Origin of the sequence: Mycobacterium sp. (assembly GCF_047975165.1) — a bacterium.
GTDB lineage: Bacteria > Actinomycetota > Actinomycetes > Mycobacteriales > Mycobacteriaceae > Mycobacterium.
Genome location: NZ_JBKECZ010000055.1, coordinates 1 through 24,414 on the forward strand (window position 1 = coordinate 1; position 24,414 = coordinate 24,414).

Annotated in this window: 24 protein-coding genes and 1 tRNA gene; 13 read left to right on the forward strand and 12 right to left on the reverse strand. The window is 67.9% G+C overall.

What is annotated here, in order from left to right:
- Positions 1-288: 288 nt before the first annotated feature.
- Positions 289-2,055 (forward strand): PPE domain-containing protein, encoded by a 1,767-nt coding sequence (locus ACK5M9_RS05780; RefSeq protein ID WP_416892227.1) that lies wholly within the window; start codon positions 289-291, stop codon positions 2,053-2,055.
- Positions 2,056-2,062: 7 nt separating this feature from the next.
- Here ACK5M9_RS05780 and ACK5M9_RS05785 read toward each other — a convergent pair whose 3' ends face one another.
- Positions 2,063-3,784 carry a serine/threonine protein kinase PknE gene (locus tag ACK5M9_RS05785; protein ID WP_416892228.1) on the reverse strand — a complete coding sequence of 574 codons (1,722 nt, stop codon included), beginning with the start codon at positions 3,782-3,784 and terminating at the stop codon, positions 2,063-2,065.
- A gap of 142 nt (positions 3,785-3,926) precedes the next feature.
- On the opposite strand from ACK5M9_RS05785, the gene ACK5M9_RS05790 reads away from it, so the two are divergent.
- Positions 3,927-4,367 (forward strand): pyridoxamine 5'-phosphate oxidase family protein, encoded by a 441-nt coding sequence (locus ACK5M9_RS05790; RefSeq protein ID WP_416892229.1) that lies wholly within the window; start codon positions 3,927-3,929, stop codon positions 4,365-4,367.
- Here ACK5M9_RS05790 and ngg read toward each other — a convergent pair.
- Together ngg and ACK5M9_RS05800 are read right to left on the reverse strand one after the other, a co-directional pair.
- Positions 4,364-6,160 carry an N-acetylglutaminylglutamine synthetase gene (gene ngg, locus ACK5M9_RS05795; RefSeq protein ID WP_416892230.1) on the reverse strand — a complete coding sequence of 599 codons (1,797 nt, stop codon included), beginning with the start codon at positions 6,158-6,160 and terminating at the stop codon, positions 4,364-4,366. The two genes, ACK5M9_RS05790 and ngg, sit on opposite strands and share 4 nt — an antisense overlap.
- Positions 6,157-7,962: an N-acetylglutaminylglutamine amidotransferase gene (locus ACK5M9_RS05800; protein ID WP_416892231.1), complete on the reverse strand. Its 1,806-nt coding sequence runs from the start codon at positions 7,960-7,962 to the stop codon at positions 6,157-6,159. Before ACK5M9_RS05800 ends, ngg begins: the two co-directional genes overlap by 4 nt.
- A gap of 130 nt (positions 7,963-8,092) precedes the next feature.
- On the opposite strand from ACK5M9_RS05800, the gene ACK5M9_RS05805 reads away from it, so the two are divergent.
- The 4 genes from ACK5M9_RS05805 to ACK5M9_RS05820 all read left to right on the forward strand — a co-directional run bounded on the left by ACK5M9_RS05805 (position 8,093) and on the right by ACK5M9_RS05820 (position 12,238).
- Entirely contained in the window at positions 8,093-9,118 is a 1,026-nt protein-coding gene (locus tag ACK5M9_RS05805; RefSeq protein ID WP_416892246.1) for a TIGR03617 family F420-dependent LLM class oxidoreductase, read from the forward strand.
- A 103-nt stretch (positions 9,119-9,221) separates the two neighbouring features.
- A complete protein-coding gene (locus tag ACK5M9_RS05810; protein WP_416892232.1) occupies positions 9,222-10,778 on the forward strand; it encodes a succinic semialdehyde dehydrogenase in 1,557 nt (518 codons plus the stop codon).
- Between the two features lie 100 nt (positions 10,779-10,878).
- Positions 10,879-11,565, forward strand: coding sequence for a glycoside hydrolase (locus tag ACK5M9_RS05815; RefSeq protein ID WP_416892233.1), 687 nt, complete (start codon positions 10,879-10,881; stop codon positions 11,563-11,565).
- A gap of 100 nt (positions 11,566-11,665) precedes the next feature.
- Complete coding sequence (locus ACK5M9_RS05820; RefSeq protein ID WP_416892234.1) at positions 11,666-12,238, forward strand: cyclic nucleotide-binding domain-containing protein; 573 nt, start codon at positions 11,666-11,668, stop codon at positions 12,236-12,238.
- A gap of 291 nt (positions 12,239-12,529) precedes the next feature.
- On the opposite strand, the gene ACK5M9_RS05825 is transcribed toward ACK5M9_RS05820, so the two are convergent.
- Genes ACK5M9_RS05825 through ACK5M9_RS05850 form a run of 6 tightly spaced genes read right to left on the reverse strand, consistent with a single transcriptional unit; the run spans position 12,530 to position 16,562 of the window.
- Positions 12,530-13,330 (reverse strand): 3'(2'),5'-bisphosphate nucleotidase CysQ, encoded by an 801-nt coding sequence (locus tag ACK5M9_RS05825; protein ID WP_416892235.1) that lies wholly within the window; start codon positions 13,328-13,330, stop codon positions 12,530-12,532.
- Positions 13,331-13,360: 30 nt separating this feature from the next.
- A complete protein-coding gene (locus ACK5M9_RS05830) occupies positions 13,361-14,170 on the reverse strand; it encodes an SCO1664 family protein (RefSeq protein WP_416892236.1) in 810 nt (269 codons plus the stop codon).
- Entirely contained in the window at positions 14,154-14,741 is a 588-nt protein-coding gene (locus ACK5M9_RS05835; protein WP_416892237.1) for a DUF3090 domain-containing protein, read from the reverse strand. Before ACK5M9_RS05835 ends, ACK5M9_RS05830 begins: the two co-directional genes overlap by 17 nt.
- A gap of 28 nt (positions 14,742-14,769) precedes the next feature.
- Positions 14,770-15,453: a histidine phosphatase family protein gene (locus ACK5M9_RS05840; RefSeq protein WP_416892238.1), complete on the reverse strand. Its 684-nt coding sequence runs from the start codon at positions 15,451-15,453 to the stop codon at positions 14,770-14,772.
- Complete coding sequence (locus ACK5M9_RS05845) at positions 15,450-16,280, reverse strand: undecaprenyl-diphosphate phosphatase (protein WP_416892247.1); 831 nt, start codon at positions 16,278-16,280, stop codon at positions 15,450-15,452. The genes ACK5M9_RS05840 and ACK5M9_RS05845 overlap by 4 nt, the downstream gene beginning before the upstream one ends.
- A gap of 33 nt (positions 16,281-16,313) precedes the next feature.
- Positions 16,314-16,562, reverse strand: coding sequence for a hypothetical protein (locus tag ACK5M9_RS05850; protein ID WP_416892248.1), 249 nt, complete (start codon positions 16,560-16,562; stop codon positions 16,314-16,316).
- 249 nt (positions 16,563-16,811) lie between these two features.
- Here ACK5M9_RS05850 and ACK5M9_RS05855 point away from each other — a divergent pair, with 249 nt between their 5' ends.
- From ACK5M9_RS05855 to ACK5M9_RS05865, 3 genes are read left to right on the forward strand one after another with little or no spacing between them, the layout of a single operon-like run.
- A complete protein-coding gene (locus ACK5M9_RS05855) occupies positions 16,812-17,792 on the forward strand; it encodes a YncE family protein (RefSeq protein WP_416892249.1) in 981 nt (326 codons plus the stop codon).
- Between the two features lie 53 nt (positions 17,793-17,845).
- Entirely contained in the window at positions 17,846-18,052 is a 207-nt protein-coding gene (locus ACK5M9_RS05860; protein ID WP_416892239.1) for a DUF5703 family protein, read from the forward strand.
- Between the two features lie 32 nt (positions 18,053-18,084).
- Entirely contained in the window at positions 18,085-19,167 is a 1,083-nt protein-coding gene (locus ACK5M9_RS05865; RefSeq protein ID WP_416892250.1) for a quinone-dependent dihydroorotate dehydrogenase, read from the forward strand.
- Here the strand turns inward: ACK5M9_RS05865 and ACK5M9_RS05870 are convergent.
- Together ACK5M9_RS05870 and ACK5M9_RS05875 are read right to left on the reverse strand one after the other, a co-directional pair.
- Positions 19,152-19,679 carry a YbhB/YbcL family Raf kinase inhibitor-like protein gene (locus tag ACK5M9_RS05870; protein ID WP_416892240.1) on the reverse strand — a complete coding sequence of 176 codons (528 nt, stop codon included), beginning with the start codon at positions 19,677-19,679 and terminating at the stop codon, positions 19,152-19,154. The two genes, ACK5M9_RS05865 and ACK5M9_RS05870, sit on opposite strands and share 16 nt — an antisense overlap.
- Before the next feature lie 28 nt (positions 19,680-19,707).
- Positions 19,708-21,081, reverse strand: a complete 1,374-nt coding sequence (locus ACK5M9_RS05875; RefSeq protein ID WP_416892241.1) for a M20/M25/M40 family metallo-hydrolase — start codon at positions 21,079-21,081, stop codon at positions 19,708-19,710.
- Between the two features lie 200 nt (positions 21,082-21,281).
- Between ACK5M9_RS05875 and ACK5M9_RS05880 the strand changes: the two genes are divergently transcribed.
- Positions 21,282-21,367: transfer RNA gene (locus ACK5M9_RS05880), tRNA-Leu, on the forward strand.
- A gap of 27 nt (positions 21,368-21,394) precedes the next feature.
- Here the strand turns inward: ACK5M9_RS05880 and ACK5M9_RS05885 are convergent.
- Positions 21,395-21,709 carry a tyrosine-type recombinase/integrase gene (locus tag ACK5M9_RS05885; protein ID WP_416892242.1) on the reverse strand — a complete coding sequence of 105 codons (315 nt, stop codon included), beginning with the start codon at positions 21,707-21,709 and terminating at the stop codon, positions 21,395-21,397.
- 283 nt (positions 21,710-21,992) lie between these two features.
- Between ACK5M9_RS05885 and ACK5M9_RS05890 the strand changes: the two genes are divergently transcribed.
- From ACK5M9_RS05890 to ACK5M9_RS05900, 3 genes are all read left to right on the forward strand, one after another.
- Positions 21,993-22,307, forward strand: a complete 315-nt coding sequence (locus ACK5M9_RS05890) for a helix-turn-helix domain-containing protein (RefSeq protein ID WP_416892243.1) — start codon at positions 21,993-21,995, stop codon at positions 22,305-22,307.
- A 7-nt stretch (positions 22,308-22,314) separates the two neighbouring features.
- A complete protein-coding gene (locus ACK5M9_RS05895) occupies positions 22,315-22,806 on the forward strand; it encodes a hypothetical protein (protein WP_416892244.1) in 492 nt (163 codons plus the stop codon).
- Between the two features lie 517 nt (positions 22,807-23,323).
- A complete protein-coding gene (locus tag ACK5M9_RS05900; protein WP_416892245.1) occupies positions 23,324-24,010 on the forward strand; it encodes a phosphoribosyltransferase in 687 nt (228 codons plus the stop codon).
- Positions 24,011-24,414 lie beyond the last annotated feature (404 nt).

Below are 24,414 nucleotides of genomic sequence, written 5' to 3' on the forward strand. Positions count from 1 at the left end.
GCTACGCATCGACGCCACCTGGCGCTGGGCCACCCAGATCGCCACCGCCTGGCAAAACATCCGCACCGCCTTCGACTGACACACAGCCCGCCTGACCCATCGATCACGAAAGACCCACTGGCCTGGCAAAGCCCGCACCACCCGGCGACACGGGACCACCCCAACACGGCCCGAGACCGCAGACACCACCTCACAGCGCATCTTGCCGCAAAGCTCCACCGCGAACACCTCCGGCGAAAAATCGAGGCTAGTATGGCGCTAATCGCCGTTTGTTCCCGAGGAGTCGTTATGAGTTTTGCGGGTTTACCACCGGAGATCAATTCGTTGCGGATGCTGCTGGGTGCCGGTTCGGGGCCGATGTTGGCCGCCGCTGCCGCCTGGAACAGGTTGGCCCAGGAACTCGGTAGCGCGGCCGGTTCGTTCTCGTCGGTGACGTCCGGGTTGACCGGTCAGGCCTGGCAGGGCACGGCGGCCACCGCCATGGCCAACGCCGCAGCCCCCTACGCAGCGTTCCTGGAGGCCGCGTCCACGCGCGCCCTAGGGGCGTCGAGTCAGGCCAATACGGTGACCGGCGCCTTCGAAACGGCCAAGGCCGCCATGGTGCACCCCGACGCGATCGCCGCGAACCGCAACGCATTCGCGCACCTGGTGCGCTCGAACTTCCTGGGTCTCAACGGGCCCCTGATCGCCGCGGCCGAGGGCATTTACGAGGAGTTCTGGGCCGCCGATGTCGCGGCGATGGTCGGCTATCACGGTGGCGCTGAGGCCGCGGCCGCGCAACTGTCTTCCTGGCAGCAGGTGTTGCAGGGGCTGCCAGTGATCGGGGGGCTGTTCGGTGGTGGGGCGCCTGCGGGCGCGGCTGCTTCGGCGGCTCCCGACTACGGGGCAGGGAATACCGGTGGCGGCAATATCGGTGCCGGCAACACCACCGACGCCGACGTTCTGGTAGGGGACGGAGGCCCCGCCGGAACCGGTGCCGGCAACAACGGCTTTGGTAACCTCGGCAGTGGCAACACCGGTGGCGGCAACATCGGTATCCAGAACTTCGGCAACGGCAACATCGGCGCCTGGAACATCGGCTCCGGCAATCACGGCTCCGGGAATATCGGCTTCGGCAACAGCGGTCCCAGCACCATGGGCGAGCCCTTGCTCGCCTCGGACGGCCACAACAATGTCGGCCTGGGCAACACCGGCGACCTCAATCGGGGCATCGGCAACACCGGCACCAACAACCTCGGCTTCGGCAACACCGGCACCAACAACGTCGGCTTCGGGTTGTCCGGGGAGAATCTGATCGGTTTTGGCGGCGCCTACTACGATCAGGCCACCGGGCAGTTCCACTTCGACGGCAACACCGGCACCGGCAACCTCGGGCTGTTCAACTCCGGCACCGGCAACGTCGGCTTCTTCAACTCCGGCGACGGCAACCTCGGCTTCTTCAACTCCGGCCAGAATATCGATCCCGCCGACCTTGGCACACTACAGACCGTCGGGATCGGCAACAGCAACTACGGCAACATCGGCTTCGGCAACAGCGGCTTCGGGAACTTCGGCACCGGAAACGGCGGCACGGCCAATACCGGCTGGGGGAACGCGGGCCTGCTCAACACCGGCATGGGGAATGCCGGACAGTGGAACACCGGAAACTTCAACGGCGGCACCAGCAACACGTTCGATGGGAATTCCGGGAACGGAAACACCGGGAACTTCAACTCCGGTGACCTGAACACCGGGTCAGGATTCGCCATCGACGGGCCGCTGGAGACGTCGGGTTACGGCAACGTCGGCCCCATGTACACCTCGGGCTTCGGCAACATCGTCGGTGAGCCCAGCGACGAACCCGTCTCGGGCTTCTACAACAATTTTCAGGGCGGAACTTTCCGGAACGGAGGCGGGTCCGGCTGGTTCAATACCGGTGTTCCCCAGAGTTTCACCGCGCTCGACCCCTCGCCTTCTAATACGTTCAGCGCCTACCTGTCCGGGTTCTTCAACACCGGCAGTGCGAGCGCCGGCATGTTCAGCCTTGTGCAGCGGCTGCAACTGGGATTGCAATAGCCGGCCGTCAGCCGATCAGCGTCGTCAGCCAACTCGGGTTGTGCAGGTCCACCCCGGCGCTGCCATCCCATACGAACGGGGTACCGACGTAGTTGAACCCCGCCAAGGTCGTGTGGGCGTTGGCGGCCTTGGTGCGGGCGACACCGAGGTCGGGTCCGGCCTTGATGCAGTCGACGGCGCTGGTGCTCGCGCCGATACCTTCGGCCAGGTGCGCCAATTCGGCGTTGGTGCGATCCGACGGCGCGGCCTCCTGTGGCTGGAAGGCGCTGCCGAACAGGGCCGCGTAGAAGTTGGCGTATACGGTCGGATCGTTTTGGGCCGCAACGCAATAGGACGCCCCCACCGCGCGGGTCGAATAGTCCTTGCTGTGCGACCGATCGTCGAGGAAATTGAGCAGGTGGTAGCGGACCGCGAGCTTCGTGTTCCGCACGGCGCTGTCGATGTCGCCGGAGTAGGACCTGATGAAAGCGCCGCACGGTGGGCAGATCGGTTCGTTGAAGAGGTCGATGGTGGCTGTCGCCGCCGGGCTGCCGACATACACGCCGTCGTCCAGGACATTGAGCTTGACCGCATCGGCGGCCTCCGCCGGCTTCCCCGGCCGGCCCGGGTGGGTGAAGCCGAAGATCAGCCCGCCCACGACAGCCGCCACCAGGGCGACCACGACCCCGGCCCATAGCCAGGGCTGGCGCAGCAGCCCGGCCGGGCGCGCGGGCGGCCCGGCCCACGGTGGCATCGCGGTGTTGGCGGCCGGTGGCCGGCCCCAGCCGTGAGGGCCGGTCCAGGGTGCCTGTGCGCCCGGCGCCGCCGGTGGAGCCGCGGGTACAGGGGTATACCCCGGCGGCGGCCGGGTGACCCGACCGCGGTCCAGGATGCCGCTGGCACGGTCCCGGTCGGGGGTGGCCAGCGCGGCGTAGGCCGCCGCCGACATATCCCCGCAGGTCGGATAGCGGTCGACCGGATTCTTGGCCATACCCCTGGCGATCACCTGGTCGAAGGCAGCCGGAATGCCCGGCCTGGCGATACTCGGCCGCGGGACACCCCGGCTGACGTGTGCGCCCATCACGCTGACCTGGTCCCCCCGGTACGGCGGGTCGCCGACCAGGCACTCGTAGAGCACGCAGGCCAACGCGTAGATGTCGGCTCGGTATGTTGCCTGCCCCTGGCCGAACCGTTCCGGGGCCATGTAGTGGAACGTGCCCACGGCGTTGCCCATCTGGGTGAGCTTTTCGTCCGAGGTGGCGCTGGCGATCCCGAAATCGACCAGGTACGCGAAGTCGTCGGCAGTGACCAGGATGTTTTCCGGCTTGACATCGCGATGGGTGACTCCCGCGGCGTGTGCGGCGTCGAGGGCTGAACCGATCTGGCGGATCACCGCCACCGCCCGGGGCGGGGTGAGCGGCCCGTAGCGTTTCAACATCGCCGCCAGGTCTACGCCGTCGATCAGCCGCATCTCGACGTAGAGCTGCCCGTCGATCTCGCCATAGTTGTGGATCGGCACCACGTGCGGTTCCTGCAGGCGCCCCGCCGTGCGGGCCTCACGCTGCATCCGCCGGCGGAAGACCGGGTCCGCCGACAGCGTCGGCGACATCAGCTTCAGTGCGACCGTGCGTTCGCGCACGGTGTCCTCGGCCTCGTAGACATCGCCCATACCACCTTGACCCACCAGGCGGCGCAACAGATACGGCCCGAACTGGGTTCCCTCCCGCGAAACCCCGGACGTGTCAGCCATCGCCGAGTCTCACCCGCCTTCCGTTCAACTCACCGGGTCGAAGATAAGGCTAGTGGCTACTGCAACTGCCGGGCCGCGATCACGCCGGGTAGGGGACGTTCGGCCACAGCGGGCCGTGCGGCCGGCCCGGTAGTCTGCGGGTATGTCTTATCGAGAAGATGAGAAGCCCGGTGTCATCCTGGCTGCCAGTGAATGCTGGGAGCTGATGGCGGGTATCACGCTGGGGCGCCTGGTCACCGCCGTCGGCGGGCGCCCGGAGATATTCCCGGTCAACTACGCGGTACAGCGCAAGACCATTCTCTTCCGCACCGCGGCCGGCACCAAACTGGCGAGTACCGCAATGAGCAGCCAGGTGCTGTTCGAAGTCGACGACCACAACGTGGCCGAGGGGTGGAGCGTCATCGTCAGGGGAACCGCACGCTCGGTCCGCGGTGAGGAGCAGATCGCCGAAGCCGAGCGCGCTCACGTGCTGCCCTGGACCGACAGCGCCAAGCCGACGTATGTGCGCGTGAAGCCGGAAATCGTCAGCGGACGCCGGTTCCACTTCGGCCAGCAGGCACAGGAGAGCCTCCGGGCGCGCTAATTCTCCAGCGGGGCCGGCGACGCCTCGGGAGTCCAGGCCGTCGGCTGGCCCGGCCGCCCGGGGAACAGGTAGTCGACGAAGGCCGCCGCGGTGGGCTGCGGCTCGTGATTGGCCAGGCCGGGCCGCTCGTTGGCTTCGATGAAGGCGTACTCGGCGCCGGCAATGTCCGGCACCAGCAGGTCGATGCCGGTCACCGGGATACCGATCGCCTCGGCCGCGCACACCGCCACCCGGCTCAACTCCGGGTTGACCTGGGCGGTGACGTCGTGGATCGTCCCGCCCTGGTGCAGGTTGGCGGTGTGGCGAACGCGCAGCCGGGTGCCTTCGGCCAGCACGTCGTCCAGCCCCCACCCGGATTCGGCGACGGTCGATTCGGTGACGTCGTCGAGCGGGATCCGGGATTCTCCGCCGGTGGACGCCGACCGCCGCCGGCTCTCCGCGGCGATCAGGTCCCGGATGCTGTGGTCGCCGGTGCCGATGATCTCGGGGGGCAGCCGGAGTGCGGCGGCGACGACACGGCCGTCGATCACCACCAACCGCAGGTCCTGGCCGCGCACCCGCTGTTCGATGAGCACCTCGGGGTGCTGTGCCCGCGCCCGGGCCAGTGCGGCGGCCAGCCGGCTTCGACGGTGGTCGGCCCCGATGCCGACGGTGATCCCCTTGCCCTGCTCGCCGCGCGTCGGCTTGACGACGACCTCGCCCACTTCAGCCAGGAATGCATGGTCGGCATCGTCGAACGTGGCCAGCCGGGCCCGGGGTACGGCCACACCCGCCTCGGACACCAGCCGGCGCGTCAGACGCTTGTCGTCGCACCGGCACATCGCGATCGCAGAGGTGAACTCCGACAGCGACTCTCGGGTGATGACACTGCGGCCACCGTGGGTGAGGCGCATCTCGCCGGTCTCGGCGTCGAGGACCTCCACCTGGATGCCGCGCCGCAGCGCTTCGTCGGCAATGATCCGTGCATAGGGGTTGAGGTCGTCGACGGTCTCCGGCGGTGAGGTGAACAGGGGCTCGTTGATCGCGTTCTTCCGCTTGATCGTCAGCACCGGCACCCGCTGGAATCCGAGTTTCTCGTAGAGGGCGGTGGCCGCGGCGTTGTCGTGGGCGACCGACAGATCCAGGTAGGCTCGGCCCCGGCCGCGGAAGTGTTCGGCGAGCGCGCGGGTGAGGGCCTCGCCCAACCCGGATAGCGCGGCCGCTGGATCCACCGCCAGACTCCACAGGCTGGACCCGTGTTCGGGATCGGCGAAGAGCACCTCGTGGTCGACACCGGTGACGGTGCCCACCACCGCGCCGTCTTCGGTGCGCTCGGCGATCAGATACGTCACCGCCTCGACGTCCAGATGGTTGTGCCAGATGGTTTCGACCGGTGCCGGCACCATCCCGCAGCGCACATACACCCGATTCATCGCGTCGGCGTCGGAGGCGTCGGTCAGGGTGCGGATGGTGATGTAGGGCGGCGGCGCGCAGTTCTGCTCGTCGCCGGCGCCGGCGAACCGCAACCGATAGGTGTGGCTGGGGTCGAGGAAGAGCTCCGTCGGGGCCTTGGCGACCACCACGTGGGATTCGCGGGCGTAGATGCAGATGTCGCGACGGCCGGGCGCCTCCCTGCGCAAAGCCTCGGCCAAATCGTCGGCATCGGCGAAGGTCTGGCCGAAGATGAGTTTGCCCCAGCCCATTTCCAGCTCGACGTCGTCGGACATCGCGTGTGCCAGCTCCGGCGGCGAGGCATCGTGGAGTGCCAGCGTGATCGCTTCCGGGTGGTCCTCCGACGGGTCGATGACCGTCATGCCGCCGCCCCCGCCACACCGTGTTTCTGCAACCACAGTTCGAGCAGGCCGAGCTGCCAGAGCTCGTTGCCGCGCAGCGGGGTGAGCCTGCGGTTCGGGTCGGCCATTAGCGTGTCCACTGCGTCGGGGCGGAACAGTCCGCGCTCCTTGGCGGCTGTGGCGTAGAGCGCGTCACCCACCATGTCCAGGTAGGGCCCCTCCAGATGGGTCAGGGCCGGTACCGGGAAATACCCTTTGGGGCGGTCGATGACGTCCGCGGGGATCACCCGGCGGGCGGCCTGTTTGAGGACGCCTTTGCCGCCGTGGGCGATTTTCAGCTCCGGCGGGCAGGTGGCCGCCAACTCGACCAATTCGTGGTCGAGGAAGGGCACCCGGCCCTCCAGCCCCCAAGCCATGGTCATGTTGTCCACGCGCTTGACCGGGTCGTCGACCAGCATCACCGTCGTGTCGAGCCGCAACGCGCGGTCGATCCCGGTTGCGGCGTTCGCCTGTGCAAAGTGCCCGGTGACGAATCGACTGCTGGGATCGTCGGCGCCGATGCACTCCGGCGCCAGCAGGGCCTGCAGGCCGACGGTGTCGCGGTCGAAGAACGCGGCGCGGTACGCCGCGACCGAACCCGCAAGGCCGGCGGCGTCCGGGCCACCCATCGGCGGATACCAGTGATACCCGGCGAACACCTCGTCGGCCCCCTGGCCCGACTGAACCACTGTGACGTGCCGGGACACTTCCTGGCTGAGCAGGTAGAACGCCACACAGTCGTGGGAGACCATCGGCTCGCTCATGGCGCCGATCGCGCGGTCGAGCGCGGGCAGCATGCGTTCCGTGCCGATGCGAATCTGGTGATGGTCGGTCTCGAAGCGTTCGGCGATGACGTCGGAGTACCGGAACTCGTCGCCCTGCACACCGCCCACCGATTCGAAGCCGATGGAGAACGTGGAAAGTCCGTGCTGGCCGGCCTCGGCGAGCAGCCCGACGATCAGACTGGAATCCACACCGCCGGACAACAGGCAGCCGACCGGGACGTCGGCCACCAGCCGGCGCTCGACCGCGGTGCGCAGCGCAGCCAGCACCGCGTCCTCCCAGTCGGCTTCCGACCAGCGGGAACGCTCGTCCCGCCTGGTGAAATCGGGTGTCCAGTAGGTGGTGGCGGTGCGCCTGCCATCGGGTTCGATGGCGATCAGCGTTGCGGGCGGCACTTTGCGCACCCCGCGCAGGATCGTCAACGGCGCGGGCACCACGGAATGGAACGTCATGTAGTGGTGCAGGGCCACCGGATCGATGCGGGTGTCCACCCCGCCACCGGCCAGCAGGGCCGGCAGGGTCGAGGCGAATCGGATCCGGTGCGCATCCTCGGTCACATACAGGGGTTTGATGCCGAGCCGGTCGCGGCCCAGCAGGATCCGGCCGCTGTCCCGCTCGGCGATCGCGAAGGCGAACATGCCCTGCAGGTGCCCGACGAAGTCGTCGCCCCAGCGGTGATACGCCTTGAGCAGGACCTCGGTGTCGCTGTGGGAGAAGAACCGGTAGCCGTGGCCCTGCAGTTCGCGGCGCAGCTCCCGGTAGTTGTAGATGCAGCCGTTCCAGGCGATGGCCAGGCCCAGGCCGGCGTCGACCATCGGCTGGGCGCCGGCCTCGGTGAGATCGATGATCTTCAGGCGGCGATGTCCCAGGGCCACCCGACCCTGCGACCAGACACCGGCGCCGTCCGGACCGCGCGGCGCCATCGCCGCGGCCATTGCCGCAACCGCACTCACATCGGGTACCCGGCCGTCGAGTCGCACCTCCCCGGTGGCTCCACACACCTCTTCGACCTTAACGGGCTATCGCAAAACCTGCAGGACAGGCTGTGACCTGCGCGCTCGCCGGACGTGTCGCCGGGCGTGTCGCCGGATGCCTCGTCGGATGGCCGGCCACCGGATGTACGGTGGCCGGGTGCAGGTCGACGTCATGACCATTCCGCAACCGCTGGCGCAGATCGGCGAGGTGGCTCGACGCACCCGGGCTGCCGGGTTCGACGGACTGCTGGTCACCGAGACCGGGCGCACCGCCTACCTCGGCGCCGCCGTCGCCGCCCAGGCCGCACCCGGTCTGGAACTGTCCACCGGTGTTGCCGTCGCGTTTCCGCGCAGCCCGTTCGTCACCGCCGCGACGGCCTGGGAACTGCAGGAGGCGACCGGCGGCAACTTCCGTCTCGGCCTGGGCACCCAGGTGCGAACGCACGCGGTCCGCCGGTACGGCTCGATGTTCGACCGGCCCGGCCCGCGCCTGCGCGATTACGTCCGCGCCGTCAGGGCGTGTTTCAGCGCGTTTCGCACCGCGAAGCTGGACTACCACGGCGATTTCTACAACCTCGACTTCATCACCCCGCAGTGGAGCGCGGGGCCCATCGACGCCCCCGATCCCAAGGTCGATGTGGCCGCCGTCAACCCCTGGATGCTGCGGATGGCGGGTGAGGTCGCCGACGGCGTTCATGTGCATCCGCTCGGGGAACCCGGCTATCTCGCGCGGCATGTGGGGCCGGGCATCGCCGCGGGGGCCGCCGAAGCGGGCCGCTCCCCCGCCGACGTCGAGGTGATCGTTCCGGTGCTGACCATCGTCGGCGACAGTGAGCAGGAGCGCAGTACCGAACGTGAGATCGCGCGGTCCAGCCTCAGCTTCTACGCGAGCACCCCGACCTACTCCTTCATCCTGGACGAGGCCGGGTTCGAGGGAACGCAGGCCCGGCTGCGGGAGAAGCAGAAGGCCGGTGACTTCGCCGGGATGGCCGCGCAAATCACCGACGAGCACATCGCGACGTTCACCACCGAGTCGACCTGGGACGGATTGGCCGATGCGCTGCTGACCAAGTACCGCGGTGTCGCGACGCGCCTGGTGTTCTACAACGCCCTCGGCGCCCTGGGCTCACCCGAACGTTTCGAACGGTACGGCGAAATCGCACGGCGCATCTCGGCGAGCTGACCCGCGTCGGCCCGGCCGGACCGTGACGCCGCCGTCAGGTTCTGCCGGCCCCCCGCCGATACAATGGCTGCCCAGACGCGGCGCTTCCCCGAGAGGTCACGATATGCCTGCACCATCTGCCGAGGTCTTCGACCGGCTGCGCAAGCTCGCCGCCATCGAGGACGTCACCGACCGGCAGAATCGAACGGTCGACGAGGTCTTCACCGGAAGGGCGCTGGCCACCATCCCGGTCGGCACCGCCGACGATGTTGGTGCGGCATTCGACGCCGCGCGGGCAGCTCAGGCCGCCTGGGCGAAACGCCCGGTCGCCGAACGAATCGAGGTCATCGGCCGCTATCGCGACCTGGTGATCGAGAACCGCGAATCGCTGATGGATCTGGTCCAGGCAGAGGCCGGCAAGGCCCGGTGGGCGGCGCAGGAAGAGATCGTCGACCTGATGGCCAACGCCAACTACTACGCGCGGGTCGCTGCCGGATTACTCAAACCCCGCCGGGTGCAGGCGCTGCTGCCGACGATCGGCAAGACCACTGTCGCCCACCAGCCCAAGGGCGTGGTCGGGGTGATATCGCCGTGGAACTACCCGATGACGCTGACGGCATCGGACTCCGTGCCCGCCCTGCTGGCCGGCAATGCCGTGGTGGTCAAGCCCGACAGTCAGACCCCGTACTGCGCGCTGGCTTGCGCGGAATTGTTGTACCGGGCCGGTCTACCCGAGGCGCTCTACGCCGTCGTTCCCGGCCAGGGGTCGGTGGTAGGCGCCGCGATAGCCGAGCAGTGCGATTTCCTGATGTTCACCGGTTCGTCGCTGACCGGCAGCCTCCTCGCCGAGCAGGCGGGCCGCCGGCTGATCGGATTCTCCGCCGAACTCGGCGGTAAGAACGCGATGATCGTGGCGTGTGGCGCGAACCTGAACAGGGTGGCCAAAGCCGCGACCAGGGCGTGCTTCTCCAATGCGGGGCAGCTGTGCATCTCCATCGAACGGATCTACGTCGAGAAGGACATCGCCGCCGAATTCACCGAGAAGTTCGGCCGAGCAGTGCGGTCGATGAAGCTGGGCACCGCCTACGATTTCACCGCCGACATGGGAAGCCTGATCTCCGAGGAGCAGCTGAAGACGGTGTCGGGTCACGTGGACGACGCAACCGCCAAGGGCGCCACGGTGATTGCCGGCGGAAAGGCCCGCCCGGATATCGGCCCGCTTTTCTACGAGCCGACCGTGCTGGCCGGTGTCACACCCGAGATGGAGTGCGCGGACAACGAAACATTCGGCCCGCTGGTCTCGATCTACCCGGTTGCCGGCATCGACGAAGCCGTGGAGAGGGCGAACAACACTCCCTACGGACTCAACGCCAGCGTCTGGGCGCGCTCCACCGCCGAGGGCCAGCGGATCGCCGCCCGGCTCCGTTGCGGGACGGTGAACGTCGACGAGGGGTACGCGTTTGCCTGGGGCAGTCTCAGTGCACCGATGGGCGGGATGGGCATCTCGGGGGTAGGCCGGCGGCACGGACCCGAAGGGTTGCTGAAGTACACCGAGGCGCAGACGATCGCGACCGCCAGGGTGTTGAATCTCGATCCGCCATTCGGAATCCCGTCGACCCTGTGGCAGAAAGCGCTGATGCCGATCGTTCGCACGGTGATGCATCTTCCGGGCCGGACGTGACCGCCGTGAACCGGCGGCGCGGCGGCCGATCCGAAACCGGTATGCGCGACATGGCAACCATCTGTCACGGCGGTCCCGCCGGACACACTAGGGTGCAAACGTGACCAGGACCGCGTCGGGCAGGAGTCGGGGCAGGGGCTGGGCCCGCCTGTCGGCGATCCTGGCCTGTCTGGTGGTGGCCGCGGCCATGATCTACGCCCAGGACACCGAGCCGAAGACGCCTTGCTGCGGGCCCGACCCCACGCCCGCTGCGGCTCCGGGGAACATGCCCGCACCGCGGAACCCGATGCAGACTGCCAGTCCTCACGAAGTGGCGATGCTGGCGGGCAACGCGCCCGTCGCCGCCCAGGATTTCCAGGTTGCGTTGTCCGCCGGTATTGCGCCGGAGGACGGGCTCCAGGTCAAGACCATCTGGGCGGCGCGCGCCATCGAAGTGCTGTTTCCCGAGGTCACCACGATCTACGGGTACCGGGAGGATCCGCTGAGATGGCACCCCGATGGACTGGCCATCGACGTGATGATCCCCGACCATGACAGCCCCGAGGGCATCGCGCTGGGAGACCAGATCGCCGGGTTCGCGCTGGCCAATACCAAGCGCTGGGGCATCGATCACGTGATCTGGCGCCAGAAGATCTATCTGGGCATCAGATCGGGAAGCTGGACGGCCGATCTGGGCAACGAAACCGCCAATCACTACGACCACGTCCATATCGCCACCACCGGCGGCGGCTATCCGACCGGGGACGAAACCTACTTCATCGGTTCGATGACACCGCCGCCGGACTGAGCCCCCCGGCCCCCGCTCCCCCGAAAATGCTATTGCCATCCTTCCGGGATTTGGCCGTAGGCTACTGTCTGTCAAAGACACTTCGCACGTCAGGAGTCGCATGAAGGTGGATGGGAACCAGCAGAACGAAGACGGTGCGATTGCTCGCCGGCTTCGTGAATTTCCCGCGTTCGGGGATTTCTCGGACAGCGAGCTGGAGCTGCTCGCAAGAACAGCCCATCACTCGGTACAGGCGGATCCGTGGCCGCTCATTCAGGAGCAGACGCCCTCGGATGCGTGTTTCATCCTGCTTAGCGGTGAGGCCGGCGTCTATGTGGGCGAGGATCGCGTCGCCGTGGTCGGCCCTGGCGAGGTGATCGGCGAGTCCGCGTTGCGCCGCGATGCGCTGCGGACGGCGACTGTCACCACGATCGGCCCAGCCGAGGTGCTGCGCATCGAGCGCGACAGTCTCAACCGCTTGCTCAAGGACATCCCGGCGCTGCGCGAAACCATGGAGGCCACCGCCGCCAAGCACGTCGCGGCCGCCCCGCCCCCGAAGCCGAAGCCGGAGAACTCCAAGCTCAGTGCGTCGATCCCGACGGACCTGCTGAAGCGCTTCGAGAAGGCCGCCGACGCAGCGGGCATGAGTGTCGCGGCCGCGCTGCAGGATGCGGTGAAGAAGTGGGTCAAGTAGAGGTAGCACGGCGCGGCTGCACCCTCGACGACCACGAGCCGGCTCTGGTGGCACCGGAGGGGTGAAGTCACCGCGGGCCACCGTCGGCTGTGAAACCAGGGCGTTGACTGTGAAGCCACGGCTTTCACTGTGAACACAGGTCGTTGACTGTGAAGCCACGGCTTTCACTGTGAACGCAGGGCGGAATATCGGCGAAAATCCCGCCGTAGGCTCACTCTCAACGCCAACGATTCACAGTGAAAGCCGTGGCTTCACAGTCGACGCCCAGGTTTCACTCTCGATGCCGCCAGCTCACCCCCACGCGCGCCGGATCGCCTCCAGTAGCAGCGGGGCAAGCTCGGCGCGGCACATCAGCAGGTCGGGCAGGTAGGGGTCGAGCTGGTTGTACAGCAGCGGCGATCCGTCGATCCGCGATGCATGCATCCCGGCGGCCAGCACCACTCCGGCGGGTGCGGCCGAATCCCACTCCCACTGTCCCCCGGCGTGGATGTAGGCGTCGGCGACTCCGTCGACCACGGCCATGGCCTTGGCCCCCGCCGAACCGATCCGCACCAGTTCGATGTCCATGATCTGGCGCATCCGGTGAAGGATGGCCGGGGGCCGGGTGGCGCTCGCGGCTACCCGGATGACATCGGGCACGCCGACGGGCGCGGCGTCGCCGGTGACGGTGTCGCTGCGGTACACGATGTTTCCCCGCGCCGGCAGCGACACCGCGGCGTGGGTGATCCGGTGTCCGCCGTCGGGCAGGCCACCGGTACCGCGCTGCCACAGGGCAATGTGCACCGCCCAGTCGGTACGCCCGGGCGTACAGAATTCGCGGGTGCCGTCGAGCGGGTCGATGATCCACACCCGGTCGGATCTCAGCCGGGCCAAGTCGTCGTCGGCCTCCTCGCTGAGTACCGCATCGCCGGGCCGTTCAGCGGCCAGGCGCCGCAGGATCAGCGAGTTCGCCCGGCGGTCTCCGGCATCGCCCAGCTCCCACGGATAGTCGAAACCGACTTCCTCGCGCACCGCCAGCAGCAGCCTGCCCGCGTCCGCGGCCAGGTCGGCTGCCAGCGCCGCATCGGTCAACTCTGGTCCGGGGCGGCTCACCGAACCAGTATCGCCGAGCCGGCCGGGTCTTTAGAACGCAGGCCACGGGATCGGGCGGTGCCGGTCGGGTCCGGGCATGACGGGATCGTCGAGCAGCGCGTGCACCCGCCGGGCCAGTGCTGCGATCTCGGCGCGGGTGATCCGGCCTGTGAGCTCCTCGGCCAGTTCGCCATCCAGGGCTTCGGCCAGCCGGGCGACCGCAGCCAGCGTTTGGTCGTCGATCGGCTTGCCGGCCCACCCCCACAGCACGGTGCGGAGCTTGTCCTCGACGTGCAGGCTCACCCCGTGATCGACGCCGTAGACGTTGCCGTCGAGACCGTAGAGGATATGTCCGCCCTTGCGGTCGGCGTTGTTGATAAGGATGTCGAACACCGCCATCCGACGCAGTCGGGCGTCGTCGGCATGCATCAGGACGACCTCGCCGCCGGCGTGGTCGTAGGCGCGCAGCACCGGCAGATAGCCCGGTTGGAGCTTGCCGGCCGGAAACAGGTCGACCAGATCCGGCCCCGGTTCGGGCTCATCGTCGTCGCCAGGCTGCAGGATCCACCGTTGCAGCATTCCCGGCCCCGCGGGACCATCGCGAATAATGGTGTGAGGCACTATGTTCCATCCAAGACGCGCAGACACCAGATAGGCCGCCAGCTCACGGCCGGCCAGTGTGCCGTCGGGAAAATCCCAGAGTGGCTGCTCTCCGGTGACCGGCTTGTACACGCAATGAACCATTGCCGAATCCAACGCCGCCTCGCACAGGAACGTGGCGTTGCTGGCCGAACGGATTCGTCCGAGAACCCTCAGCTCGCCGTTGAGCAGTACCTCGGGTTCGTCACGACTTGTCGTCATCGATTGGCCCGAAGGATGCGTCGCGGTGGTAGCCGTTGGTGCGAGGGCAGGAATGCCCCGCGGGGTCCAACGGCTCATCGCACAACGGGCAGGGCGGACGACCCGCCGATATGACACGGGTGGAACGGGTAGCGAACTGTCGGGCCGACTCCGGGGTCAGGAACACCCGCACCGCGTCGGGGCCGTCATCGGTGTCGTCGAGAACCACCGAGGCATCGAATTCGACATCGGTGACGGCAAGAAGTTCGACCACCACGGTCTGCCCCTCGGAATCCCAGCCGAGCCCCATCGTCCCCACCCGGAATTCGGTGTCCACCGGCATGATCAGCGGGCGCAGATCGTCGATCTCATCGGGTTCGGGCGGCACCGGGGTTCCGAAGCGCCGGTTGACCTCGAGCAGCAGTGCCTCGATCCGTTCTGCCAGCACCGCCACCTGCTGCTTCTCCAGCACCACTGAGACAACGCGGGATTCGTGCACCGCCTGGATATAGAACGTGCGATTGCCGGGATCCCCCACCGTCCCGGCAACGAAGCGGTCGGGCGTGCGAAAGACATGAATTGCGCGGGCCATGGCCCTTCCAAAATACAGTGCAGCCGGCTCAGTCGGTGGAGCCGCCGACCACCGCGTCGCCGGAGGGCGCCGCCCCCAGTCCTGCCGACAGCTGCGCCCCGGTGTGATTGACGTGCAGCACCAAAGGCCGCAGCCGCGTATAGCGAACGACGCTCAGCGACGCGGGGTCGACGTTGACACGCTGGAAGCTATCCAGGTGCATCCCGTAGGCGTCGGCGATCACCGCCTTGATGACATCACCGTGGGTACAGGCCACCCACAGCACGTCGGCGCCGTTCTCGCCGCCGAATTCGGCCGCCAGCCGCCGGTCCTGCTCCCGCACGGCGGCCACCGCACGCGCCGCCACCTGCGCCAGCCCCTCGCCGCCGGGGAACACCGCCGCACTCGGCTGCGCCTGCACCACCCGCCACAGCGGCTCGCCGACCAACTCGCTGATCTTGCGGCCGGTCCACTCTCCGTAGTCGACTTCGGCCAGCCGGTCTTCGATCACAGGTTGCAGGCCCAAGGCGGCGGCCAGCGGTTCCACGGTGCGCCGGCAGCGCAGCAGCGGCGAGCAGAGCACCGCCCGGATGGGCAGCTCACCGATCCGATCGATCAGACCGGCAGCCTGCCGGCAGCCCTTGTCGTCCAACGCGACGCCCTCCGAGCGGCCGGCCAGCACCCCCGCGGTATTGGAAACCGACCGGCCGTGGCGCAGCAGCAGGACGGTCATGTCGCTGCCACCGTTCCGGTGGCCAACAGCACCAGGACCGCCGCACCGGCTACGACCCGGTAGCCGACGAACCAATACATGCTGTGCCGCAGCAGGAATCGCAGGAACCAGGCGACCGCGGCCAGGCCGACGACGAACGCGATCACCGTGGATGCCAGCAGCTGCGGTCCGGTGGCGCTCATGCCTTCGGCGACCGGATGGAACGCGTCGGGCAGCGAGAACAGCCCGGAGGCGAAAACCGCCGGAATCGCGAGCAGAAATCCGAACCGGGCCGCCAATTCGCGTTCCAGGCCCAGGAACAGCCCGGCGCTGATCGTCGAGCCGGACCGCGAAACCCCGGGCACCAGCGCCAGGCACTGGGCGAGGCCGACGACGACCGCGTCGCGCATGTCCAGCTGCTCGACGCCTCGGGTACGGCGCCCCATAAACTCCGCCAGCGCGATCACCGCCGAGAACACCACCAGTGCCGCCGCCACCACCCACAGGTTGCGGACTCCGGAGCGGATCTGATCCTTGAACAGCAGGCCCAGCACACAGATCGGGATGGTGCCGACGATGACATACCAGCCGAGCCGATAATCCACGTTGCGCCGCGACTTCACCCGCAGGCCGCTGAACCAGGCGCCCACGATGCGCGCGATGTCCCGGGCGAAATACGCCAGTACGGCCGCCTCGGTGCCGAGCTGGCTGACCGCGGTGAACGATGCGCCCGCGTCACCGCCGAACAAGAGTCGCGACACGACGGCCAGATGCCCCGACGACGAGACCGGCAGAAACTCGGTCACACCCTGCACCAGGGACAGGACGACGACCTGCCCCCAGGACATCGGTTCGACCGCGGCCACGACGACGGAGGGCGACTAACCCGAAACGGGTTCGGCGTTGCCCACCGAATCCCGCACGGCGGCCGTGATACTTCGTTCGTCGTTGAGGTCGATATCGTGAACCTGGCGAACCGCGCGCGCCACCACGTCCTCATCGTGCGGAACCGGCCCGGACAACTTCGGCCGGTAGATCTCGACGACCAGCGAACGGTGCTCGATACGGAAGGAAAATAGGCGGCCATCTCCCACGTGGCCGTAACCGCTGGCGGAAATGCCGGCGCACATGTCTTCGATCTCGAACTCATCGCTCGCGACCTGCTGGTCGACCCTGGTGGCCACGGGGCGATTTTACCTGCCGGACATCGCCGAGCAGGTCCGACACAGGGTTATTGAAGGCGATGTTGAATGCGATAGCGTTCCCTGAACTTTGGTTTGCGGTTCTGGTACTCAGGGAGAGCTCGGTTGCTGCGTCGATGTGTTGAGATATCGCACCGGCGACTTCCCCTCCTCCTGGCTTTGCTAGTTGCCGCGGCTATCATCCCGGGCGTCCTCACGGCGTGTTCGTCCGATCGGCTGAAAACCACTCCGCGGACAATCGAACCGGCCACTCCGGCGGTCTCGCCCCCCGCGTCCACCCCGGCCGGCAGGGTACTCGAATTGGGCGGGCATCCACAGGCCGCCCTGTTCGACGGCGGCACGGGTCAATTGGTGGTCCTGTCCCCCGGGACTGACCCGGGGGCGTCGGCCGACCTCCGGGTGTTCGGCGGCCGGGACGCATCTGGTGGCATCGCGCTTCCAACCGCGGCGACCGCGATGACCGGCGACGGAGCCGGGACGGCCTACCTGGCGTCGCACGGCGGCTACATCACGGTCGACCTCGGGGCCGGCCGTGCCACGGCGGCGACCGTCGCCGGCGCGCAGGACGTCGACTTCACCGCGATCACCCGCCGCGCCGACGGCTCACTGGCCCTGGGCAGCGCCGACGGTGCGGTCTACCTGCTGACCGCCGACAACTCCGTCGCCAACCGCACCCAGATTTTTGCCCGCGTAGATGCGCTTGCGGCACAGGGAAATACGACGATCGTCCTGGACCGGGGGCAGACGTCGGTAACGACGCTCGACGCCGACGGCAACGCCCAGCAGTCACTGCGGGCGGGCACGGGTGCCACGACGCTGGTTGCCGATCCGCACGGCCGGGTGCTGGTCGCCGACACCCGCGGAGGCCAACTGCTGGTCTACGGGGTCGACCCGCTGATCCTGCGACAGGCCTTCCCGGTGCGCCACTCCCCCTACGGCCTGGCGGCATCGCAGAAATTGGCGTGGGTGTCCCAGACCGAATCGAACACGGTGGTTGGCTACGATCTGAGCACCGGAATACCCGTGGAGAAGGTGCGTTACCCAACCGTGCGGCAACCGAACTCGCTGGCCTACGACGAGGTATCCGGCACGTTGTACGTGGTGTCGGGATCCGGTGCCGGGGTCCAGGTCATCGAGCACGCGGCAGGCACCCCGTGACCGGCGGGCCGGCACCGCGGTGGGGCCGGCTGCCCGCGGGGTGGGAGGCCGGTATGTCCGACGAGTACGAATGGGCGCCATTGCGCCTGCCGCCGGACGTGACCCGCCTCAGCGCCTCGACGCGGCTGTCGATCGAGGCGGAGTACCGCGGCTGGGAGCTGACCAGGGTCCGGCTCTACACCGATGGTAGTCGGCGAGTCCTGCTGCGGCGCAAGAAAACCCATGCGGATAGCTGCTACGCCAACCTGCCCGAGGCGTGACCGTGGCCGCTCGCGACGCAGATCGTCACCGGATCTACGGGCTACTGCGCAAGCTGCTGTTTTTGGTGCCGGCCGAACGCGTCCACACCGCGGTTTTCACCACCCTGCGCGGCCTCACCGGTGTCGCTGCGCTACGCCGAGTGCTGCTGCGGCGGCTCGGGCCCGCCGACCCGGTGCTGGCCGGCACTGTATTCGGCGTGCACTTCCCGGGCCCCCTCGGACTGGCAGCGGGATTCGACAAGGACGGCGCCGGACTTTCCATTTGGGGCGCAATGGGTTTCGGCTACGCCGAGATCGGTACGGTCACCGCCCACTCGCAGCCCGGCAACCCAGCCCCTCGCTTGTTCCGGCTGCCCGACGACCGCGCCCTGCTGAACCGGATGGGCTTCAACAACCACGGCGCCGGGGCGCTGGCGGCGAGACTGGCCCAACACGTCCCCGACGTGCCGCTCGGCGTCAACATCGGCAAGACCAAGATCACCCCCGCCGATCAGGCCGTCGAGGATTACCGGGCAAGCGCCCGACTACTGGCCCCGCTGGCGTCATACCTGGTGGTCAACGTCAGCTCGCCCAACACCCCGGGGCTGCGTGATCTGCAGGCCGTCGAGTCCCTGCGCCCCATCCTGTCCGCGGTGCTGGCCGAGGCCACCGACACTCCGGTGCTGGTGAAGATCGCGCCCGATCTGGCCGACGCCGAGATCGACGACATCGCCGATCTGGCCGTCGAACTGGGCCTGGCCGGCATTGTGGCGACCAACACCACGGTGCGGCGCGATGGACTGCGCACGCCCGGGATTAACGCGTTGGGAGCGGGCGGCATCTCCGGGCCACCGGTGGCGCGCCGCTCGCTGGAGGTGTTGCGCCGGCTCTACGGCCGGGTCGGCGACCGGGTGGCGCTGATCAGCGTGGGCGGCATCGAGACCGCCGACGACGCCTGGGAGCGCATCACCGCCGGCGCCTCGTTGCTGCAGGGGTACACCGGCTTCATTTACCGAGGCGGACTGTGGGCCAAGGACATTCACGATGAACTCGCTCGCCGGCTGCGCGCCGGAGGGTTCGCCTCATTGAGCGAAGCGGTCGGGTCGGCGGCGCCGGGAGACTACGTGCGCTCGTAGGTGCCGTGGATCACCGCACGCGCGATGCCGTGCATGAAAAGGTTGAACCCCAGGAACGCCGGGCTGGCGTCCTCGCCGAGGTCCAGTGCCTCGACATCGACCGCGTGAACGGCGACGTAGTAGCGGTGCGGACCGTGGCCGGGCGGCGGCGCAGACCCGATGTAGCGGTGTGTCCCGGCGTCATTGGCCAAGGTGATCGCCCCACCCGGAAGCGCGCTGCCGTCGCCCGCACCGGCAGGCAACTCGGTGACGCTCGCCGGGAGGTTGGCCACCGCCCAGTGCCAGAACCCGGATGCGGTCGGGGCGTCGGGGTCATACACGGTGACCGCGAAGCTGCGCGTCTCCGCCGGAAAACCCGACCAGCTCAGCTGCGGGCTCACGTCCTGGCCACCGGCGCCCATGATGCCGCTCACCTGCGGCATACCCAGGGGCTGTCCGTCGGTGATCGCCGTCGAGGTGAGAGTGAACGACGGCAGCACCGGCAGCGCGTCGTAAGGGTTCGGGCGGGTCATGGGTCGGTCCTTCCGTGTCATCGGATCGTCAGCAGTGCGTCAGGAAATGCGCCAGCACCTCGGTGCCGAACCGCAGCGCGTCGATGGGCACCCGTTCGTCGACGCCGTGGAACAGCGACGAGAAATCCAGGTCCGGCGGAAGTCGCAGCGGGCTGAACCCGAAGCACCGAATCCCCAAGCGTGCGAACGCCTTCGCGTCGGTTCCCCCGGAGAGCATGTATGGCACCGTGCGGCCTTCCGGGTCGACCGCCAGCACGGCGGCGTTCATCGCATCGACCAGGTCGCCGTCGAAGGCGGTCTCGTAGGAATCGACGTTGGTGATCCATTCCCGGGTCACGTCCGGCCCTAGCAGCTCGTCAATCTCGGCCTCGAATGCCGCTTGGCGGCCCGGCAGCACCCGGCAGTCCACCACGGCCTCGGCGGTCGCCGGGATCACGTTCGCCTTGTACCCGGCCTTGAGCATGGTCGGATTGGCGGTGTCGCGCAGCACGGCCTTGAGCATGCGGGCCGCCGGACCCAACTTGTCGATCATCCCCTCCAGATCCGGCGAATCGGGATCGATGGTCAGACCTGTCTCTTCGCCGACGGCGGCCAGGAACTGCGCGACCGTGTCGGTACACACCAGCGGGAACCGATGGCGGCCCAGTCGGGCGACGGCTTCGGCGACGGCGGTGACCGCGTTGTAGTCATGGACCATCGACCCGTGCCCGGCCAGCCCCCGGGCCGTCAGCCGCATCCACCGGATACCCTTCTCGGCGGTTTCGATCAGATAGAGACGACGTTCACCGCCGTCGTGGCGCGGCACCGTCAGGGAGAACCCCCCGACCTCGCCGATCGCTTCGGTGACGCCCTCGAACAGGTCGGGGCGGTTGTCCACCAGCCACTGCGCACCGTAGGCGCCACCGCTTTCCTCGTCGGCGACGAACGCGAAGACCAAGTCCCGCGGCGGCACGATTCCGGCCCGCCGGAAGTGGCGGGCCAGCACCAGCATCATGCCCACCATGTCCTTCATGTCGACCGCACCACGGCCCCACACATAGCCGTCCTCGATGGCGCCGGAGAACGGATGCACACTCCAGTCGGCCGGTTCGGCCGGAACCACGTCGAGGTGCCCGTGGATCATCAGGGCCCCGCGGGACCGGTCCGCTCCCGGCAGCCGGGCGAACACATTGCCCCGGCCGGGCGCCCCCGATTCGACGTACTCGGTCCGGTAGCCGACCTCGCGAAGCTGCTCGGCGATCCACTGGGCGCACGCCGCCTCGCCCACGGTGGTTTCGGGTTCGCCGGTGTTGGTGGTGTCGAACCGGATCAGCCTGCTGACCGCCTCGGCCACATCGTCGCGCGGGTCGCCGGGGCCGTCAGGACCGCCGAGAAAAGCCCTGTCCCCCGTCTCACCGGTCACAATCACCTTTCCTACCATCTCGCAATGCCGACGTGTCCGGCGCCCGCCACGCCCGGCTACGCCGCCCTCGCGATCGCAACGGGCCCCAACAGTGGCGACCCGCCACGCCCGGCTACGCCGCCCTCGCGATCGCAACGGGCCGATTGGGCCGGCGGGAACCGATCCGATAGCCTTAGCTGCCAACTCTTGCGGTTTGTCTTGTCCGAGTGGCGGAATGGCAGACGCGCTAGCTTGAGGTGCTAGTGCCCTACTAATGGGCGTGGGGGTTCAAGTCCCCCCTCGGACACAACATCACTACACTGCATCACCGCAGCTAGACGGCCGATACGCGCCGCTTCCGGCGGCGGTCAACGGGTGCTTTGGACACGGTTTGGACACACTCGGTGATTTTCGCGTCCAGATTTACGGCCACCGCGTCGAGGTCGCTGTCGAGCAGATCAGCGTAGATCCGCAGCGTCACACTCGGGTCCTTGTGGCCCAACATGCGCGACACCGCAAGGACATTCGCGCCGGAACTGACAGCCAGACTCGCACAGGTGTGCCGTAGGTCGTGCGCCGTGATGGTCTGCACTTCGGCGCGCTCGACGGCCCGGTTGAACCATCCCGTCGAGTCGTAGCTTGGCCGCAAAGACAGTCGGGGTGCAGCACCAGTATTTCGGCACGGAGGGCCGGATTGAGAACTCCCAAGTCGCAGTGCATCTGGCCAGGACGCTGATCGCCCGCGCCGTCGCGGCGAACATCCCCGCCGGCTCGGTGGCCGCCGACACGGGACCGATCAACCACACCACCAGAACGAAAACACCACCCAGCAGCACCACTCACCATCAGACTGGGCCCACATCGATTCCTATGAAAAATCGAGGCCAACAGTCAGTCGTCGACGATATAGCAGCTCTGCTATTATCGCCTGGGTGAGTAGCTATGGCGGTGACCTCGTTCGGGAAGCGCGCAAGCGCGCCGCGCTGACTCAACGCGAACTGGCCGAACGGGCGGGCACCGCGCAGCCCGTCGTCGCACGCTGGGAATCGGGTCGTACCGCGATCAGCCTCGACGACGTCCGTCGCCTCGTCCGGTTGTGCGGCTTCGACTTGGAGATGATGCTGGTGCCCGCCGATGACAGCGATGCGGCCCAAGCCCGCCGTCTGGCCCACCTCAGCGGGCAGGAGCGCCTCGACCGCCACACCCGGCTCGCGCGTCAACTGGCTGCGCTGCGCGCCGCGAACTGACCGGCCCATGGAACTCGACCTCGAACTTCTGCTGCACGTACTGCATCGCCACGGTGTGGTCTACGTGCTTATCGGCGGGCTCGCCGCCGTGTACCACGGCTCGCCGTTTCCCACCGAGGACGCCGACATCACCCCGCAGACAGATCACGCCAATCTCGACCGGCTCGCCTCCGCCCTGCGAGAACTCGACGCTCGGATACGGTCCGAGGCTGAGCCCGCCGGCCTACCGTTCGCCTACGACGCCGCATCGCTGGCCGCGGCAAGTACCTGGAACCTCGTCACCGATGCCGGTGATCTCGATCTGAGCTTCGAACCCCCCGGCACGAAGGGCTATGCAGACCTTCGACGCGACGCCTCGGATGCACAGCTCTACGGTGTCACCGTCCAGATCGCGTCGCTGGCCGACGTCATCAGGTCCAAGCAGGCCGCCAATCGACCCAAAGATCAGCGGGTGCTACCCACGTTGCGAGAGATCTTGGCACAACCAGACTCAAACTGAACTCGACCGTTGGGCGTGACGTCCCGGCGAATCAATGGCAGTGGCGCCGACTGTGACCTGCCCTTCGGGGGCCAGCACCGCACCAAGTTACGTGCGGTCCGTCGCCTTCGCGAAAGGCAGAGCCGCCCTTCGGTATTGGCGGTGCCGCCAGTTCACGGGCGACATCTAGCCCAGCGTGGCCGTCAACCGTTTGATTCCGGTCCGCTGAAGACCGGACGACAATGGCGCTGCCATCACTCGCTGCTCGTTGGCTCTGATTGTGCCGACGCAGCTGCTCGTCGCCTCGTCGGCCGCACATCCCCTCGACAGGAGGTGAGAAGGTTCGCCGACACCCGCAAAGGTGGAATCCAGGCGATACCCCTCGTCGCCATGCGGGACCTACGGCTGCACAGCGCAGCCCAAACCGCCGGGTGCCGAGTCGCACCCGCTCAACTGGCCCCTTGCCCAACCGCCGGGCGGCAGGGTTGAGTCAACTGCGGCACCTCGATATTCCCCTACCGAGGCCGGGAGCAGCACCATGAATCCACCGCGTGGCTTTGGGAGACGGACACCGGCCCGAACCTTCCGCGACCGCCGAGAGGCCGGACGCGTACTGGCCGAGGAGCTCGGTCCCTACCGCGACAATCCCGTGCTGGTACTCGGACTCGCTCGCGGGGGTGTACCGGTCGGCTGGGAGGTAGCCGCGGCGCTACGTACCGAACTCGATGTGTTTCTGGTGCGCAAGCTGGGCGTGCCGCATCAGCCAGAGTTGGCGATGGGCGCGTTGGCCAGCGGCGGCGGGTTGGTGATGAACGACGACGTGGTGTCGAATCTGGGAATCACCGACGCGCAGGTGCGCGACGTCATCGATGCCGAAACGCGGGAGCTCAACCGGCGGGAACAGAAATACCGGAGCGGGCGTCGACTCGCCGGCCCGTCCGGCAAGACGGTGGTGCTGGTCGACGACGGCATCGCGACGGGTGCCAGCATGCTGGCCGCGGTGCGAGCGGTGCGTGCCGCCGGGCCGCGGGCGGTAGTGGTCGCGGCACCCGTCGGACCACTCTCGGCCTGCCGGATGCTGGCCCGGGAAGCCGACGAGCTGGTATGCCCGTCCATTCCGGCGGACTTCACCGCGGTGGGCCAGGTGTACGCCGACTTTCACCAGGTCAGCGATGACGAGGTGCGGGCGCTGCTGGCTACGCCCACCTGCACTCGGCAATGCTGAGTGGGCTGGCGACCGGACCGCTAATCGGCGCCGTCATCGCCGGAGCTCCTGACTTCGGACACGGTCTCCGAGATTCTGCTTCGTTAGGTTTTTGACCTGCGGGTTTGCTTGCTCGGGTGGCCTGTTTGGGGTACTAGGCGGGTAGGTTCACCCGGTGGCGTACGTGGTGAAGGCGCGCACGACCCCGGGCGCGGCGCGCTGGCCGAGCCTGCTTGCTCGCGAGCGTAACGCCAGGGCGAAATCCGGAGCGCAAAATCGCAACCACGTTACGCTCGCGAACTACTCACACTCACGCCTGGGTACCAGGCAGAATGTCCGAACTCAGGCCGGATGCGGGCCCGGGAAGCCGACGAGCTGGTCTGCGCGTCCATTCCGGCGGACTTCACCGCGGTGGGCCAGGTGTA